Here is a 15,673-nt window from a genome sequence, read left to right as displayed (position 1 = left end):
GGGCTAATCAACGTCCCGGATGGAGTGGCTTTGTCATGATCTATACTCCGACCACACCAGTAGAGTTGGATGTCGTCATCGATCTGGTCGAAAGTTCGTACACCTTCATCACCGGAAACACCTTGGGTTAAACGCCCACCTGCTGACCTTGCCGTTGCTGACTAATACGCAGGTCAGCCAGTATTCAGTCCTACGGGGATATTCAGGTGATCCATGTTCCACTGTTCCAGCCGGGCATGATCCAGAGATGTGGCGGATCCATAATGGGTGCAACTAGGATCGTTTGCGTCGCCCCATCCTCGTAACTTGTCAAAACAACATACCCCCAGTAGGTATTTGGTATGTTTCGCTTGGTCCTGTCGATACTTCTTGTTGTTGCATTCTCTGGCGCATCCGCAGCGTCGGTGAAGCATGGCTTGACCCATGGATCGGATCATTCTGGTCATCATGCTCAAATGGCGGGCGACGATCCGTTGGCTAATGCCGAGGAAGCTGCTGCGGATTGTTGCGACACCGCTAGCGGCATGGGTTCAACATCCTGTTTTGGTGATCTTGTCGCCACGGCGGGGATTTCGCCGATTGCTCCATTGATGATCTCAGTGGGTGGTGTGACGTACGCTGGAGCCGATTTTTCGGGCCTCGCTCTGGGTGTTCCCACCGGTCCTCCGAAAGCCTGAATGGCAACGGGCGCTCGCCCGCATTCCGTTCAAATTTCACATCAAAGGACCGACAGACATGATCACACGTCGTCACTTCACCAAACTGTCTGCAACTGCTTTCATCGCGACCGCTCTTCCCGTCCGTGCAGGCACCCCAATGCATGTGCTCAGCTCACCAGGTTGCGGATGTTGTCTCGCATGGGCCGACTTGGCTCGCACACGCGGCTACGCCGTCACCGTTGAGGAACTGACGGACCCCGAGGTACAGAAGTCAGCGCGGAGCATCCCGATGAACCTCGCGTCCTGTCACACTGTAGAAGCCGATGGTTATGTCTTTGAAGGCCATGTGCCGTTCGAAGCACTGGAAGCCGTATTGAAGGATCGGCCTGACATCACAGGGCTCACTGTTCCTGGCATGCCAATGGGCTCCCCTGGTATGGGCGACGATCCGTCCGCCCGTTACGACGTCATTGCATTTGGGGGAGAGGCTGGGGTCGGTACGGTATACTACCGCGCGGGCACCGCGCAGCCGTTCGACACCTGATGCTAGGGCGCACAACACTCTTGGTCACCGGTGGGCTTGCGCTCGCCGGTTTCTCCGTAGCGTTCGTTTTGGCCCAAGCCTCTGAAGCGGTCGGTCTTTTGACACCTGAAGACGCGGAAGTTGTCGCCATTGGCCAAGATATTTACATGGACAAATGTGCTGCCTGCCACGGTGAGAACCTTGAAGGACAGACAAACTGGCGGAAACGCGGCGAGGATGGCTTGCTACCAGCACCGCCGCATGACGCCACAGGGCATACGTGGCACCACGATGATGAAACGCTCTTCACCTTGACCAAATTTGGCCTGGCCGGACTGATGAAAAATGCGCCCCCAACCGGTATGCCGGTCTATAAAGGTGTGCTCGGCGATGACGAAATCACAGCGATTCTTTCTTATATCAAGTCAACCTGGCCCAATAACCTTCGTGAGTACCACGACGAGCTGAATGCCCAATCCGAATAGAGGAAAACTCAGATGATCAAACAAACTCTTATCGGCTTGGTCGTAGCAATGACTCCAATGCTTGCGGCCGCGCATTCCAAGTCCGAAGAAACGACGCCGGCTGACGGCGCGACTGTCCCGGACGTGCCGGAGCTTTCTATGCGGTTCGATGATCCGATGCGCATTATCTCGGTCACGCTGACCTCACCCGATGGCAACGTCAAAATTGAGCGCGAGACAGGTATGGACCCCACCACGGAATTCCGTGCTATGCCCTTGGAAGAACTTGCACCCGGAAGCTACCGCTTCGACTGGCGAGGTATGGCTTTGGACGGTCATCCGATGCAAGGAAGCTTCTCTTTCACAGTCGTTCAGTGACCGAACTGGCCCCTATAGATGGTGTTGTCGTATTGGCCATTTTGGCGAAGGCACTTGGCTACGGCGCGGCGCTGCTGGCGATGGGTGGTGTCCTGTTCACGCTCCTCTTTGCCAAGCGCGCTGAAGAGTCTGTTCTACGCCTTGCGCGGCACCTCGCGGTCGGAGCTGCGATTGCAGGTCTTGCCGTTCTGGCTTTACGTTTTGGCATCAGAGCAGCGCGGATATCTGGGATGGGCTTTGAGGGCGCGACGGACCCAATGATGCTTGGTTTTGTCTGGGACAGTCCGCTTGGCACCGCCGCGATTTGGCGAGGGGTTGGTGAACTCGCGATATTGGCAATCTTGCTCTCCCGAGTCGGGCAGTGGATCGCTTTGGTGGGCAGCCTTGCCGTAGCGTTTTCCTTTGCCCAGGTAGGACACTCGCTTGGAGAGCCTAGAGCGGTTCTCGCTGTCTTGCTGGTTCTTCATCTGCTGGCTGCCGCGTTTTGGGTCGGTGCTCTCTTGCCTTTGCGCAAAGCGGCGCTCACTCCCAATGGGGCTGATCTACTGCACCACTTTGGCAGTGTCGCTGCTTATGGAGTTGCCGTCCTGATTGTTGCAGGCGCAGCGCTCGCATGGCTGCTCTCGGGCTCCTTGGCCGCCTTGTTCGGAACGGCGTATGGATTGGTGCTTTTGATCAAGATCGTGATCGTTTCTGCCCTGCTTTGTATAGCGGCGCTGAACAAGCTGAGATTTGTTCCGGCTCTCAGGGCTGAGAAGCGTGGCGCGACAATTGTTCTCCGACGGTCGATTTCAATAGAGATGTTGGCTGTTGTCCTGATCCTGCTTGCAACGGCGACCCTAACCAGTGTGACGACACCTCCCATCAATCTCTGTGACGGCCTAAGGTCCGAAGCAGGAGCTGCAAAGCCTTGTTACGAATGTCCGCTTAGGGCTGTGTCCGGTCCTACGGTGAAAGTGGGCCAATGGCAGAAAAGTCCGCGTAGCAGTCGTTCACGCCGAGTGCAGCGAACGACCGCTTAGGGTCAGGATTCATAACCAATAGATGACGGTCGCAGCCAGAGCGATGGCTGAGAGGAAAACCTTGGGACAGCGATCATAGCGTGTCGCCACGCGCCGCCAGTCCTTGAGCCTGCCGAACATGATCTCGATGCGGTTGCGTCGTTTGTATCGGCGCTTGTCGTATCGAACCGGTGTCTTTCGTTTCTTTCGGCCGGGGATGCATGCGCGTATCCCTTTGTCTTGCAACGCTTCTCAGAACCAGTCGGCATCATAGCCGCGGTCCCCGAGCAGCCAGTCGACCTTGGGCAGGCTGCTCAGTAACGCCCGCGCACCGATGTAGTCGCTGACCTGCCCAGCGGTGACGAACAGGCTGAGCGGTCGCCCGTGGCTGTCGCAGATTGCATGCAGTTTGGTATTCATGCCGCCCTTGGTTCTGCCGATCAGGCGTCCACGCCCCCCTTTTTCGCGGCCATGCTGGTCGCAGTGCGATGCGCCTTCAAATAGGTAGCGTCGATCATCACGGTCTTTTCCTCGCCGTGCTCGGCAGCCAGGCCGACCATCATCTGCGCGAAGATGCCTTTCTCGCTCCAACGCTTCCATCGGCTGTAAAGCGTCTTGTGCGGACCATATTCCCGCGACGCATCCCGCCAGCGCAACCCATAGCGATTAATGAAGATAATCCCACTCAGAACCCGTCTGTCATCGACCCGTGGCTTGCCATGCGACTTCGGGAAGAAAGGGGTAAGTTTGGCCATCTGCTCGTTGGTCAGCCAGTCAAGGTCGCTCATGTCACCGCTCCGTTTTCCGAGCCGTGAATCACGCAGCGCGTTGAAAATCAATGCATCCTGACCCTAGGAACTATGATTGCTTTGGGCTTAACGCTGACGTTGCCTGAATATCGCGAGCGACTGCTATACGGACGAAGCGGAAATCCTACCGCTAGGTTGAATGTCCACTCACCGTGGCTCAACCCAACAACGGTTCAAAGTTGCATAAACATTTCGTGCCAAGTCATTCCTCCATGATCAGAGGTTGATGGACGAAGATAGTTGTACCCAAATCTCTGATAAAGCGGGACGTGATGCTCTTTACACATAAGGTGGATCGCGGATTTGCCCATTTTTCTCATGCGGCCGACGAATTCAGTCATCAATGCCCGCGATAGGCCTTTTTCTTGATGCGCCGGATCCACGACGACAGACATAATAACGACATTTGGCGCGTCGGGGTCATGCCCTACAAGTTCTTTGAATTCCTCGTCAGACATTTCAACGTTGTACGCACATCCGCAATTCACAAAACCAACAATCTCACCTTCGATTTCAAGAATGAGGAAACCATCGGGATAGACCTCGATTCTCTTTGCTATCTTTTCGAGGGTAGCTGCTTCGTCGCCTTCATAGGCATCAGTCTCGATCTCAAAGCATCGAATTGCATCAAAGGGTTGGGCATTTCGAAATCTGTTCATGCATTTACACTATGAACGATGGGTCAAGTTGTATAGCCGCCGTCGGTTTTGCTCGCATCATTGCTCAATCTGCGCTCGGCGCAGACACTCACTGCACTTACCCCTGGCGGCAGCTTTGCGGTCAATGTTGCCCCACCAGGCGCGGACACATGCTTTTCATTCCACAACAACGCAGCACACCCTTGACCGTAATCAGTTGCACATTTAGTCAAGTTTGATCTGCCCGCTGGGACGACCCGGCCAAGCAAGGGCGTTTTTTTCAGGACGACCTGGCAAATTTGAGGTCGAACATGACAACTAAAACCAAACAAGCCAGGAAACTGATCGAGGGTAGACCTGCCCTAATCGTAATCGACATTCAAAAGAGCACGTTTATTGATGACAGCGAAGTACGCTCCATCGACAACATGCCGGGCTACAAACAGCGCATGATCGCTGCGCGTGACTTGGTTGACGCCGCGCATGAGAACAAAGTGCCCGTCATCTTCGTTCAGGAAGTCCATCGTCCCGATCAGGTCGATTTCGGCAGGGAACTGGATGGTGACGAAGACATACACTGTCTCGAAGGTGATCCAAGAACGGAAGTTGCAAAAGATGAGATGGGATATCGCAAAGGTGACTACATCGTCCCGAAGCGACGGTATTCTGCCTTTTTTGGAACCGATTTCGAAATCCTGCTGCGCGGTTTAAAAGTAGACACACTTTTATTGTGCGGCGGTTTGACGGATGTTTGTGTGCACTACACATTCGTCGATGGCCACCAATCAGACTACTTCTGCCGCGTTGTAGAGGACTGCGTTGGCGGGTCATCTGTCCAAGCCCATGAAGCTGCTCTCAAAGCAATGGAGTATCTACAAACCGGCGCTGTTCAGAGCCGAGAAGCAGTGATCAATGCGATCACGTCGCTCTAAATTGCAATCGAACTGTTAGTAGCAGTTTGGGCGCACAGTTATTTAGGGTGCAGAAACGGGTGGAGATTTTTGTTGCTTGATCGCCTTGGACTTGCCCACTTGATACAGAAGATACCGACACTTTCAGTGCAAGCCTTTGAGTTTGCGACGATGGCCCTTCAAAACCTCGCTTGCATCGCAATCCAGCCGTCGGCGCGTATAATGCGAATATGACAAGAGATATTGAATCTAACGCTCAGACAATCGCTGATGCCCTGACCTCTGCCGAGCAAATTTCCAAACTGTCTTATGAGGCAGATCAGCTAGCGCTCCAATCTGTCACAGCCAACAGATTGGAGCGCTAGCTGATCTGAGCAAGAGAACGCCGAAAAAGCCGTAGGCTCATTAGTAACAAAGCAATTCCTAACAGCGTCATCCAAACGAATTCCGGCCAGACAGTCTCAATACCAGCGCCTTTGAAAACAATAGCCTGACTTGCTGACATGTAATGGCGTGACGGCAGAACCAAAGTACCTGCCTGCAACCACGCCGGCTGCCCTTCAATTGGGGTCTCTCCACCTGACAACATTAGCATTGGCAGCACAATCAACATGACCAGAAGCGCGAACTGCGCCATAGAGCGTGCAATGGTTGCCAGAAACACCCCAAGCGCCGTCGCAGTAAAAAGAAACAACGCCGTGCCAACCGAAAACAGCATCTTGGATCCAGCGATACTAATGCCCAGAGAACCCTGCATCACAAAGGTTAGTGAAAGACCAGCCGCGACCAAAACCACTGCTGCATTCGCCCAAATTTTGGCAATGGCAATGTCAAAAGGAGCAAGCGGCATGGCAAGGAGATGTTCAATAGTCCCGTGCTCTCGTTCTCTGATCATCGCAGCTCCGGTCAAAATAGTTGTGAGCCACATGATCTGGCCAATCAAAGCAACGATACCAGCAAAACGTACCGTATCTCTATTTGGGTTGAAGGCGCTTCTTAGAATGACACTGATTGAGGGAGCATCTACTAGATCGATACCAATTGCATAGCGATGTATTTCAGCGCTCAAGATACTGGCGATGTAGTTTGCGCCAATACCGGCCTGTTCCATTGCGGTTGCGTCAATAAGAACTTGAATCTCCGGACTGCGCCCTGCGCGCAGATCCTTTTCGAATCCGGGGGGCACAGCCACAACGAAAATAAAGCGCCCGGCATCCATGTACGCAGGTTCTTTTCCGGGTTCGATTTGGACGACCGGTTGGAACTCTGGTGGAAAAAACGCTGTGGCAAGTGCTCGAGAAAGTGGCGAGTCGTCTTCATCCGCAAACGCTATCGAGGCGTTGTTTACAGAACTTGCCACTCCCGTTGCTTCCATGATCGGGGCCAGCGTAAAAGACCAAACCAACAAGGCCATCATCACCCAATCACGGCGCAGGCTCATCACTTCCTTCAAACCTAGCCAGAATATGCAGTAGAAGCGCTGCATTCACTTCTCCTGAGCCCGAAGACATAGGGCTGCGATCAGTGTCAGAACTGGTCCGAAGCAGGCGAGGGCCAGAATGTCCTGCGCAAGGGCCTCCCACCCCAAACCTTTAGTGAAGACACCAACGTTTAGGTGTAGGAAGTATGAGGAAGGCCAAAGAGAGCCCACCACTTGTGCACCTCCTTCAAGCGTCGAAACAGGTTGCAACAGACCTGAGAACTGGATTGTTGGGACAACTGAGGCGATGGCAGTTGCAAATGTTGCGGCCACCTGACTGGATGTCATCGTAGCGATCAACAGCCCGTAGGATGTCGTTGCCCAAACGTAAAGAAGGGCACCAACAGCCAAAGGGAAAGGATTTCCTTTTAACGGCACCCCGAAAAGAAAAACGGTCATTCCGGCCAAAAGCAGAAAGTTTGCGTAGGCGATCAAAATGTACGGAATTTGTTTGCCGACTAGAAACTCAAGCCGCGTGGTTGGTGTCACGTAGAAATTGACAACTGACCCCAGCTCTCGTTCCCTTGCTACGCTTACGGCAGTCAAAACAGCTGGCAACATAATCAGTAGGATAGCAGGCATTGCCGGAGCCATCGCGGCGATGCTTTCAAAGCTCTGATTGTAGCGAAACCGTGGTTCGATCCTGGCGATATCTATCTGGCTTTTGCCATTGTTAAGGGCATGTTCCGCGAGAAATGATTGGTGCAATCCGGAAACATAACCTTCAACCGTCTCACCCTTAAATGGGATAGCACCGTCTACAGTTGCAAGTATCTGGGTCGGCTCACCCGTACTCATCTTTCGGTCAAAGTCAGGTGGTAACTCAACAACCAGAGAGACCTCACCTGCCACTAGACGGTCGCGCCCTTCGCTGGCGCTTTGCAGCGGCGATGTAGCTTTAAAGTAGGACGATCCGGCGAATTCAGCCGAATAAGCACGACTCTCCGGCCCCTGAGAAAGGTCAAGTACAGCGAATTCAAGCTCATCGATATCCAGCGTAATTCCAAAGCAAAAAACTAACATTAGAATAGCAGAACCCAGAAACGCGAAAGCCAGACGCACCGGGTCGCGAGCTACTTCAACGGTTTCGCGCCGCGCATATGCCAATACACGAGAAAACGCTCCTCCCCCGGCGTGGGATTTGGTCCTAAAATCCACCTCTGGCGCGACAACAGAGACTGGTTTTTCTGCTGCTTCCAATATCGAAATGAAGGCGTCTTCAAGGTTTTTCGCCCCTTCAACAGCGATCAGGTCAGCCGGAGTACCTTCGGCTAGAACTCTACCAGCATGCATAAACGAAACGCGATCACAGCGTTCCGCCTCACCCATGAAATGAGTGGACACAAAGATTGTAACCGACTCATTTCGAGAGAGCTCAATCAGCAAGTCCCAGAAGGAATCGCGCGCCTCTGGATCCACACCGGATGTTGGTTCGTCGAGTATTAGCACCCGCGGGCGGTGGATCACTGCTACGGCTAGCGACAGTCGCTGTTTGATCCCTAAAGGCAGTGCCGTCGCCAACGTATGCCGGTGCTCCTCAAGCCCAAAGCGCTCAAAGAGTTCCGAAACACGTTGTTCTCGGTCGGCAATTGCAAATATCCGCGCATGCAATTGTAGGTTCTGATGGACCGACAACTCGCCATACAAGGAAAAGGCCTGGCTCATGTAGCCTATTTCACGCCTCATTTTGCGATCATACGCATCGACAGGATTGCTAAATAACAGTGCTTCACCTGAGCTTGAAGGTAACAAGCCAGTCAGCATCTTCATTGTCGTGGACTTGCCGCAACCGTTTGATCCGAGAAACCCGAATATCTCTCCGCGATTGATTGTGAAGTCGACGTTGTCTACGGCCGTGAAATCACCAAAGCGTCGTGTCAGTCCACGCGCAACTATCACTGGGCTTGCTTCGATCTGCCCATACGTTTTGTTTTTCCCCGCCGGTTCGACAGGCAACTCCCGTGCTCTCAGACGCCGATATGCAATTTCGAGGTCGACATCACTCCCTTTCAATTCGGCGGGCTTCCCATGAAAGATGACTTGACCCGCGTCCATCGCGACAATCCGGTCAAAACCGTCGGCTTCTTCCATGTACGCCGTTGAAACCAATACCGACAGTTCAGGGCTTTTTACTCGGATTGCATCGATCAAAGCCCAGAACTGCCGACGCGACAACGGGTCGACCCCGGTCGTTGGCTCATCCAAAACCAAAAGTTTGGGGTCATGGATTAATGCACAGCAAAGGCCTAGTTTTTGCTTCATCCCACCCGAGAGTTTGCCCATCAGACGGTCTTCAAACTGCGCAAGCCCTGTCGCAGCCAATAGCGCTGCGATACGGTCATCCCGCTCTGAATACCCTTGAGCAAAGAGACCTGAGAAGAACTCGAGGTTCTCGCGTACAGACAGCTCCGGATACAGGTTTCGACCCAACCCTTGCGGCATGAAAGCGATGGCTGGGCAAATGCTGTGCCGATGACCAGAATCGCCAATCGGGCCGCCTAGAACGTCGATATTACCGGATTGCAGTTTCTTTGCGCCGGTGATCAAACCAAGCAGTGTAGACTTTCCCACCCCATCCGGCCCGATAAAGCCAACAAGCTGGCCGCCTGGCAGTTCTAACGAAACAGAATCCAATGCGACATGCTTGCGATAGCGGTGCGTAACACCTGAAATTCGAATATCGTAGGTTCCGTCCTCTACTCTCATTCGAACAGCTCTGCTGGGATGCGTTGTTCAAGCGCCTCAGGCCAAGCAACGGATGGGTTAAGCCGGATCACCGCGACACCGCGCAGACCAGTTTTGACGTGCTCAATCCGACTTTCAACCAAGTCTATTGGGATACGGACGCGAACGCGAAAAACCAGTTGCTCTCGCTCATCCATGGTCTCGACCTGTTTGGGGGTGAATTGTGCCTCCGGAGAAACAAAGCTGACATATGCTGGTATTGCATATTCCGGCAAAGCGTCGAGCACGATGCGAGCCTCAGCTCCAATGGGCAAAAGTCCGGCTTCACGCGCCGGAAGAAAAACTTCCATGTAAACATTCTCAAGGCCAAGAATAGTCAGGATTGGTTCGCCCGCGCCAACCACCTCTCCGGGTTCTGCAAGCCGGTAAAGCACGCGTCCGGGCAAAGGTGCCACTAGAGCGCTGTCTTCAATCTGTGCCTCAATCCTACGCACTTCCGCCTCAGCGGCAGCAATACGGCTTTCCGCGGTTGCAACTCGGGCTTTAGCGGCGCCTAATACTGCTGTAGCAACCTTATGAGTGGTATCGCGATCTTCAAAAATAGTTTTGGAGATGTTTTGTCCTGCCAGCAACGCCGTGGCACGATCAAGCTCTTGCTCGGCCCTGCGCTGTTCGCTTTCGCGTTGCACAACGAGCGCTTCTGCTTCGGCCCTTGTCTGATTTGCCAAGGCTACTTCGGCTCTAGCCCGGTCCAGGGCCGCAGATAGCTCGTCTATGTCCATTTCGGCCAGGATTTGACCGGCTGCAACCATACTGCCCTCTGTTGCCGTTACCTTCGCAACCCGACCTGCATTAGTTGGTGCTATTTCGACTTGTTCCGCTTCAACCCGCCCGTTTCCTTGCACAAATCCGACCGGCAATTCATCGCCATCCTCGGCAACAACGACATACAGCAACGCACCAGCAATTACTAAACCAGCCAAAATAAGAAAAACCGATAGGTTTTTGGTCATAGCGTTTCACCTGAAACAGGGTTTCTGGCGCAGAGTTTAGTGTCTCAAAAGACTCAAAGCCTTGTTTTGGATCAAAACCGATCCGGGCACCTCAGTTCCAAGCAATTGTTTGTATGAACACCGGTTTGGGTGTTGCAGGCTCTTTCGCGATAGGTCTCAAGAAGTAGACTTGAAGCGTTTTTGTTATCAGTTTGGTATTGAAACGGGTTGTTCTAGCGTGCAATTGCGGTCGCCGCCAACCTGCTGCGCAATACAGCGAAAGGAAACACTATGACCAATACACTGAGAGCTTGTTTGTCTTTGTGGTTGGTTGCAGGCGCTTCTGCGTATGCACAAGAGCGTACTGAAATACGGGTACTAACTAGGTCTTCGAATATCGATACCCGTTGGAGAAAATCCCCCCGACAAGTACAACTGCTCTGCAAATCTGTTATCTGCCGCTACGCGTAGCGGAAACTCAACAAACTCGGTTTCTGTAAATTTCTGTCAAACAGACTTCACCGCTCAAACACAGCCATCATCTGCCTGCGCAATCGCGCCAGATCCTCATCCACACTAGCGGTAGGATCGCACGCGAATGTTGGCAATGCCTCCACACGGATCGTCCCGCTGCGCGGTAAATGTTTGCCGCGTGGAAGTAGACTATCGCTGTCGTGGATGACAATAGGGGTGATCGTGCGACCGGTTTCTCGGGCAACTAAGACAGCACCCGCTTTAAAATCCCCTAGCGATTCTGTTTTGGCTCGGGTGCCTTCTGGGAATAGCACAATGGAACAGCGGGCAGGCATTTCCTTGACAGCCTTTATCAGCGTTTTCATGGCCGTTGAGCCGGAGTCCCGGGTGATAGGGACGAGGCCCGCCCCATCAAAACCAGTGCGCAGGAGTTTGCTGTTCCAGAACTCTGCCTTCGCCGCGAAGGTGAACCATTTGGTGTCGGGCACCACGTGCATGAGACTGAAGCCATCAAGATGGCTACGGTGGTTGACCACGATGATGCTGTTGGTGTCGGCGGCGAGGGCATTCTTTTCCTCAGGACGCATCTCGACGCGGATGCTGAGGAGCCACAGCAGGCGTGAGCATGACCGTTTCACCATGCGCCAATACCAACCCCGAAAGCCTCTGCGCCGAACGCAAAGAAGAGGGGCAAAGGCCACGAAGAGGAAATAAAACAGGCCGGTAAGAACCAGTACAGCGCGCTTGATAATGCGTATCGGCAAAGGGTCGATGGCGCGAGTGGCGCGGTCTTGTCCGTCAGGTGAAAGGGGCATGACGTCCTCTGATAGGGCTGTGGCAGGTGCGTAAGCCATGAATAAAGGCCACCGGAGGTCCTCCGGTAGCGCTTTGACACGCGCCACTTGAGAAGGAAGACAGCCACCGCACACCTCTCTATCTGTCGAAGTCAATGCCAGATCAATGAGAAAAGACGACGTAGGGGAATGTATCTTGATGCTTCAGTGTGACTTGAGTACCAACTGACCGGCCTTGGCGTAGTAAATCGGTAAACCGTCAGATGACCGGATTGAGCCCCGCAGCGGGCTTCATTTGCAAGCCATGCTAAGATACCGCCAATCCAGTCGCACTCCACGTAATCGCAATTCAGTTCCACGAAGTTTTTGTTCTGCGAACATGGAGCAGGCGTTCATAGTCCGTGAGTGTTCAGCGGATCAGAGGCGCACTCCTTAGCTTCTTTCTCTCGATGTCCAACTCGTCGATTCCTGCATCTCTTAGCAGTCGATTCGTCAGGTGGACCGGGTCACGACATGTTTGTATCGACGGCTTGAGAAAGCCCAGAAGCCATCCCATCAGATCAAATCGGCCAAAGTGCTTTGGTGCTACGTTAGCTGCAAAATTCTCAAATTCGTTTTTATCAATGGGTTTCATAGTCGCCTCCAGGAATTGTCTTTCCTCGACCATGCATCGCTGCGACTTTCGCACTCAAACGTTGTTACTTGACACCAATTGTTCTAAAAAGTCGCAAATAGTTGTGTCGAGACTTTTGCCCCCACTAAACGCTTTGCGCGCCTTTGAAGCTGCGGGTCGATTGGGCAGTTTCACTAAGGCCGCCGCAGAGTTGGGTGTCTCCCATTCCGCGATTTCCCGGCATGTAAGAGGGCTTGAGGCGCGTCTGAACATTCATCTCTTCCGCACCCAGAACAGCAGTGTAGCACTGACCGATCAAGGTCGAACATACTTGACCGAGATTACGCCGGCCTTCGACCGAATCGCTCTGGCAACGGAAGTGCTTTCGGTCCCCCCCAAAGGCACGGTGACGCTGACGACAGAAACCACCGTTGCCCAGAAATGGCTAATCCCACGGCTTGCAAGCCTTAAGGCCCGTCACCCCGAAATTGAACTGAAACTGTCTGTAACCACCGAGGTAATGGATATTGAGGCCCACAATTTCGACATTGGGGTGAGGTATTTGCGAACCGGATCGGTCGAAGGATACGATCTGCTGTTTCAATCAGAAGTTCGGGCTTATGCGGCACCTGGCTTTGCGCCGATTTCAGATGGCAAGTTGGATATCGAGGCGCTTGCTCGCGGCCCTTTGATTGAAGAAGCTACGTTCAGCCTGTGGACTGACTGGTTCAAGCAGGCCGGACTTAATGAGGTCCCTGACCTCGAATTGCCCCATCCACTTGGCGCGTTGTTGGCAATCCAGTCGGCAGTCGCCGGTCTTGGGGCCGTGTTGATGGACAAGAATCTATGTGGACCTGAAGTTCAATCGGGCGTTTTGGTTGAACTGGCGGACATCGAAATCCCATTCGGCGGGTATTACCTGGCAGTCAACAATCGCGCCGGGCGCCGCAAAGCCGTTCGCGCTGTCTGCCAATGGCTGATCGATGGATGCGCAAGCAATTGAGGAAACGAAAGGCTGAAAGCCCGTGCTATTGATTTATCGCAATTCGCAAAAGATTGACGATCCCGTCGACTGTTACTGCTTTGTCCCTGTTCAAACACAATCACCAAACGCCAAAAGCTAACATTGTGCCAAGTATTTACGCCATTTGTTTTGGGAGAAATACCGAATGACTAGTTCAGAGATCGTAGTTCGACGAATGTCAGAAACAGACAATGATGCAATGTCTAAACTGCTTGGTGATGTTTTTAGCAGGCGCGATCCTCCCGCCGTTTCAACTAAGTTCTCGCTTGAAAAGCTCGAAAAGATCGCCGAACTATTTGGATCAAAATCAGCAAAGAAGGGTTTGTCGTCTGTTGCTCTCGATGAAGCTTCTGGTGAAATAGTAGGCGCAGTTCTGGTAGCGTCTATCAAGACCTTGGCCTCCCGGAACCAACAGTCAGCCACCTATTCTGCGACTTAAGGATCGTCGCCGTCCAAGACAGCTTTTACCCGATTGAGATCGCAGTTTTGAGGGTGATCGATGACAAGCCACACATTTGGAGTTCGCCCATTTATCCTGCGCGATCATGGCCACAACAGGTTCTGGATGCGTCTCCAATCGACCTGTCGACGGCTCCGGTCGCTGAAGAGGTAGCAAACCAAACACTCGATCTCATCGAGTTCTGTGAAGCCGGATGGATCTACTCGGATTCTTCAGCGACTTCAGGATTGTTGGAGCGTCTATTGGCTGAAGCAGAGGTTGGGCATCTACACAAAGTCGACGTACATCGTGCGGAACAAATCATGCAAGATGATGCATCTCGTCGAGCGATGAAACAGCAACTGAAGGTACACAAGCGGATATCTGATGTTCCTCGCGAAGAGGTGGAGCGGTTGTGGGGCTGCTACCAAGCAGTGAAGGCCTCAGAGGAAGGAGGTGCGCGATGAGTATGGCGCACGATGCCTAGTAAAGATAATTACTGACCTGAGCCCCAGATTTTCTCCACGTCCCGGAGATTCCTTGGGTTTGGTTTGATTGCGTTGGGCGGCCAGTTTGTCCGACGCAACAGGCCAAAAGGATGTCCGCTATGGGGCTCAGTGTTGACTTTCTCCGCGGTGATCAGGGTTGGCTTTTTGCCGGTCGATCTGGACATTCGAAACTAGACATTGCGGATCCCGAGATGCGGGACAAAGCCGACCTCTCGTTCGTAATTCTTAACGTCTGCTGTTGGCCCATCGCGACGATAGTCACTATATGGCAGGTGTGGCATTTCATGCCAGTTGCTTACGGCGAAATGTCATGCATGATCATGAAAAATGATCCTGCAGGCCGCAATGATAAAAAGTCAGATCACTTTAAAGCAACTCGAAGCTTTTGCCTTTGTCGTGGACACTGGCACCTTCCGAGCCGCCGCGACTGCTCTCGGAACAACGCAGCCTAATATCTCATCCCGGATTTCCGCTCTGGAAATGGCTTTGGATGTTGCGCTTCTTTATCGAGATGCAGGTTCCGTACGCCTGACCGAGAAGGGTCGGGAGCTCCTCGTTCTAACACGAGACATTCTTCGCGCCGGAGAAGCCCTGTTGGAAGCAGCGGGACGGCAAGAGTTGATCGAAGAACGCCTTCGGCTTGGTGTCACAGAACTTGTCGCTTGCACATGGCTGCAAACGTTCCTGCGGCTTTTGCGACAGGAGTACCCAAGCCTGCGCGTCGAGCTGGAGGTCGATCTATCCCTTCAGATTGAGGAGCGCTTGCGCGAAGGACGGATCGATCTGGCGCTGCAGAACGGTCCCTTTGCATTTCAAGCCACCGGCGAACAGGCGTTGGCCGAGGAACCTTATGTTTGGGTCGCCAACAAAGACCTTGCGAACGAGCTAGCAGGCGGGGCATCGGTCGCGCGTTTCTTTGACAAGGCCGTCTTGACCCATGCCCGTCATACGAGCGCGGCACGTGCGCTGCACGAGCTGGCTGCGACGGGTGGCTATGACGCGGGAAAGATCATTCACTCAAGCGCTCTGTCCGCGTGTCTTCCAATGGTCAATGAAGGCTTGGGGGTTGCGTTACTGCCTCGGTCGCTGGTCTCGGAAGAGATGAAAGACGGACGATTGCAATCGCTCAAGTCGGATTGGATTGCGCCACCGCTTTCGTTTTTTGCCCGTTTCAAAGCGGAACGTGCACCGCGCTTCGTTGCCAAGGCTTGTGAGATTGCTGCATCCGTTCGGCCAGCGGAAAAGTAAGATAACTAAAATTAATCAGGTATAGAAAATCT

The 15,673-nt window shown here is 53.2% G+C and carries 16 protein-coding genes and 1 pseudogene; 10 read left to right on the top strand and 7 right to left on the bottom strand.

What is annotated here, in order from left to right:
• Positions 1 to 341 precede the first annotated feature (341 nt).
• The 5 genes from DK510_RS00175 to DK510_RS00155 are packed head-to-tail and all read left to right on the top strand — an operon-like array spanning position 342 to position 3,046.
• Positions 342 to 677: a hypothetical protein gene (locus DK510_RS00175; RefSeq protein ID WP_109310395.1), complete on the top strand. Its 336-nt coding sequence runs from the start codon at positions 342 to 344 to the stop codon at positions 675 to 677.
• Between the two features lie 58 nt (positions 678 to 735).
• Positions 736 to 1,203, top strand: coding sequence for a DUF411 domain-containing protein (locus tag DK510_RS00170; protein ID WP_109310394.1), 468 nt, complete (start codon positions 736 to 738; stop codon positions 1,201 to 1,203).
• A 20-nt stretch (positions 1,204 to 1,223) separates the two neighbouring features.
• Positions 1,224 to 1,667 (top strand): cytochrome c, encoded by a 444-nt coding sequence (locus tag DK510_RS00165; protein ID WP_234998828.1) that lies wholly within the window; start codon positions 1,224 to 1,226, stop codon positions 1,665 to 1,667.
• A 12-nt stretch (positions 1,668 to 1,679) separates the two neighbouring features.
• The gene (locus DK510_RS00160) at positions 1,680 to 2,024 is read left to right on the top strand and encodes a copper resistance CopC family protein (protein WP_234998827.1); all 345 of its coding nucleotides are present in this window, start codon (positions 1,680 to 1,682) and stop codon (positions 2,022 to 2,024) included.
• Positions 2,021 to 3,046, top strand: a complete 1,026-nt coding sequence (locus tag DK510_RS00155; protein WP_109310392.1) for a CopD family protein — start codon at positions 2,021 to 2,023, stop codon at positions 3,044 to 3,046. Before DK510_RS00160 ends, DK510_RS00155 begins: the two co-directional genes overlap by 4 nt.
• Positions 3,047 to 3,055: 9 nt before the next feature.
• Here the strand turns inward: DK510_RS00155 and DK510_RS00150 are convergent.
• Together DK510_RS00150 and DK510_RS00145 are read right to left on the bottom strand one after the other, a co-directional pair.
• Positions 3,056 to 3,813, bottom strand: a pseudogene (locus DK510_RS00150) (IS5 family transposase).
• A 194-nt stretch (positions 3,814 to 4,007) separates the two neighbouring features.
• Positions 4,008 to 4,493 (bottom strand): GNAT family N-acetyltransferase, encoded by a 486-nt coding sequence (locus DK510_RS00145; protein WP_109310391.1) that lies wholly within the window; start codon positions 4,491 to 4,493, stop codon positions 4,008 to 4,010.
• A 290-nt stretch (positions 4,494 to 4,783) separates the two neighbouring features.
• Between DK510_RS00145 and DK510_RS00140 the strand changes: the two genes are divergently transcribed.
• Positions 4,784 to 5,404: a cysteine hydrolase gene (locus DK510_RS00140; protein WP_109310390.1), complete on the top strand. Its 621-nt coding sequence runs from the start codon at positions 4,784 to 4,786 to the stop codon at positions 5,402 to 5,404.
• Positions 5,405 to 5,744: 340 nt separating this feature from the next.
• Here DK510_RS00140 and DK510_RS00135 read toward each other — a convergent pair whose 3' ends face one another.
• The 5 genes from DK510_RS00135 to DK510_RS22695 form a co-directional block, all read right to left on the bottom strand.
• Positions 5,745 to 6,869 carry an ABC transporter permease gene (locus DK510_RS00135; protein ID WP_109310389.1) on the bottom strand — a complete coding sequence of 375 codons (1,125 nt, stop codon included), beginning with the start codon at positions 6,867 to 6,869 and terminating at the stop codon, positions 5,745 to 5,747.
• On the bottom strand, positions 6,870 to 9,569 hold the full coding sequence (rbbA, locus tag DK510_RS00130; protein WP_109310388.1) for a ribosome-associated ATPase/putative transporter RbbA: 2,700 nt from the start codon (positions 9,567 to 9,569) through the stop codon (positions 6,870 to 6,872).
• Positions 9,566 to 10,561: an HlyD family secretion protein gene (locus DK510_RS00125; protein ID WP_109310387.1), complete on the bottom strand. Its 996-nt coding sequence runs from the start codon at positions 10,559 to 10,561 to the stop codon at positions 9,566 to 9,568. Before DK510_RS00125 ends, rbbA begins: the two co-directional genes overlap by 4 nt.
• Positions 10,562 to 11,058: 497 nt before the next feature.
• A complete protein-coding gene (locus tag DK510_RS00120) occupies positions 11,059 to 11,829 on the bottom strand; it encodes a 1-acyl-sn-glycerol-3-phosphate acyltransferase (protein ID WP_160116408.1) in 771 nt (256 codons plus the stop codon).
• A 388-nt stretch (positions 11,830 to 12,217) separates the two neighbouring features.
• Positions 12,218 to 12,442, bottom strand: a complete 225-nt coding sequence (locus tag DK510_RS22695) for a hypothetical protein (protein WP_160116407.1) — start codon at positions 12,440 to 12,442, stop codon at positions 12,218 to 12,220.
• Between the two features lie 103 nt (positions 12,443 to 12,545).
• On the opposite strand from DK510_RS22695, the gene DK510_RS00115 reads away from it, so the two are divergent.
• The 4 genes from DK510_RS00115 to DK510_RS00100 all read left to right on the top strand — a co-directional run bounded on the left by DK510_RS00115 (position 12,546) and on the right by DK510_RS00100 (position 15,641).
• Positions 12,546 to 13,424, top strand: a complete 879-nt coding sequence (locus DK510_RS00115; protein ID WP_160116406.1) for a LysR substrate-binding domain-containing protein — start codon at positions 12,546 to 12,548, stop codon at positions 13,422 to 13,424.
• Between the two features lie 166 nt (positions 13,425 to 13,590).
• Complete coding sequence (locus DK510_RS00110) at positions 13,591 to 13,884, top strand: hypothetical protein (RefSeq protein ID WP_160116405.1); 294 nt, start codon at positions 13,591 to 13,593, stop codon at positions 13,882 to 13,884.
• Between the two features lie 53 nt (positions 13,885 to 13,937).
• Entirely contained in the window at positions 13,938 to 14,351 is a 414-nt protein-coding gene (locus DK510_RS00105) for a hypothetical protein (RefSeq protein WP_109310383.1), read from the top strand.
• Between the two features lie 369 nt (positions 14,352 to 14,720).
• A complete protein-coding gene (locus tag DK510_RS00100) occupies positions 14,721 to 15,641 on the top strand; it encodes a LysR family transcriptional regulator (protein WP_234998826.1) in 921 nt (306 codons plus the stop codon).
• Positions 15,642 to 15,673: the final 32 nt, after the last annotated feature.

The organism is Ruegeria sp. AU67, from assembly GCF_900312795.1.
GTDB lineage: Bacteria > Pseudomonadota > Alphaproteobacteria > Rhodobacterales > Rhodobacteraceae > Ruegeria > Ruegeria atlantica.
Note: the sequence above shows the minus strand (reverse complement) of the source record. Positions and strands in the feature narration are given on the sequence as shown.

Excerpts from the sequence above, each read along its gene's own strand:
- DK510_RS00120 (WP_160116408.1), bottom strand. The coding sequence starts at position 11,829 with ATGCCCCTTTCACCTGACGGACAAGACCGCGCCACTCGCGCCATCGAC.
- DK510_RS00140 (WP_109310390.1), top strand. The coding sequence starts at position 4,784 with ATGACAACTAAAACCAAACAAGCCAGGAAACTGATCGAGGGTAGACCT.
- DK510_RS00100 (WP_234998826.1), top strand. The coding sequence starts at position 14,721 with ATGATCCTGCAGGCCGCAATGATAAAAAGTCAGATCACTTTAAAGCAA.
- DK510_RS22695 (WP_160116407.1), bottom strand. The coding sequence starts at position 12,442 with ATGAAACCCATTGATAAAAACGAATTTGAGAATTTTGCAGCTAACGTA.
- rbbA (WP_109310388.1), bottom strand. The coding sequence starts at position 9,569 with ATGAGAGTAGAGGACGGAACCTACGATATTCGAATTTCAGGTGTTACG.
- DK510_RS00110 (WP_160116405.1), top strand. The coding sequence starts at position 13,591 with ATGACTAGTTCAGAGATCGTAGTTCGACGAATGTCAGAAACAGACAAT.
- DK510_RS00135 (WP_109310389.1), bottom strand. The coding sequence starts at position 6,869 with ATGCAGCGCTTCTACTGCATATTCTGGCTAGGTTTGAAGGAAGTGATG.
- DK510_RS00175 (WP_109310395.1), top strand. The coding sequence starts at position 342 with ATGTTTCGCTTGGTCCTGTCGATACTTCTTGTTGTTGCATTCTCTGGC.
- DK510_RS00145 (WP_109310391.1), bottom strand. The coding sequence starts at position 4,493 with ATGAACAGATTTCGAAATGCCCAACCCTTTGATGCAATTCGATGCTTT.
- DK510_RS00160 (WP_234998827.1), top strand. The coding sequence starts at position 1,680 with ATGATCAAACAAACTCTTATCGGCTTGGTCGTAGCAATGACTCCAATG.
- DK510_RS00125 (WP_109310387.1), bottom strand. The coding sequence starts at position 10,561 with ATGACCAAAAACCTATCGGTTTTTCTTATTTTGGCTGGTTTAGTAATT.
- DK510_RS00170 (WP_109310394.1), top strand. The coding sequence starts at position 736 with ATGATCACACGTCGTCACTTCACCAAACTGTCTGCAACTGCTTTCATC.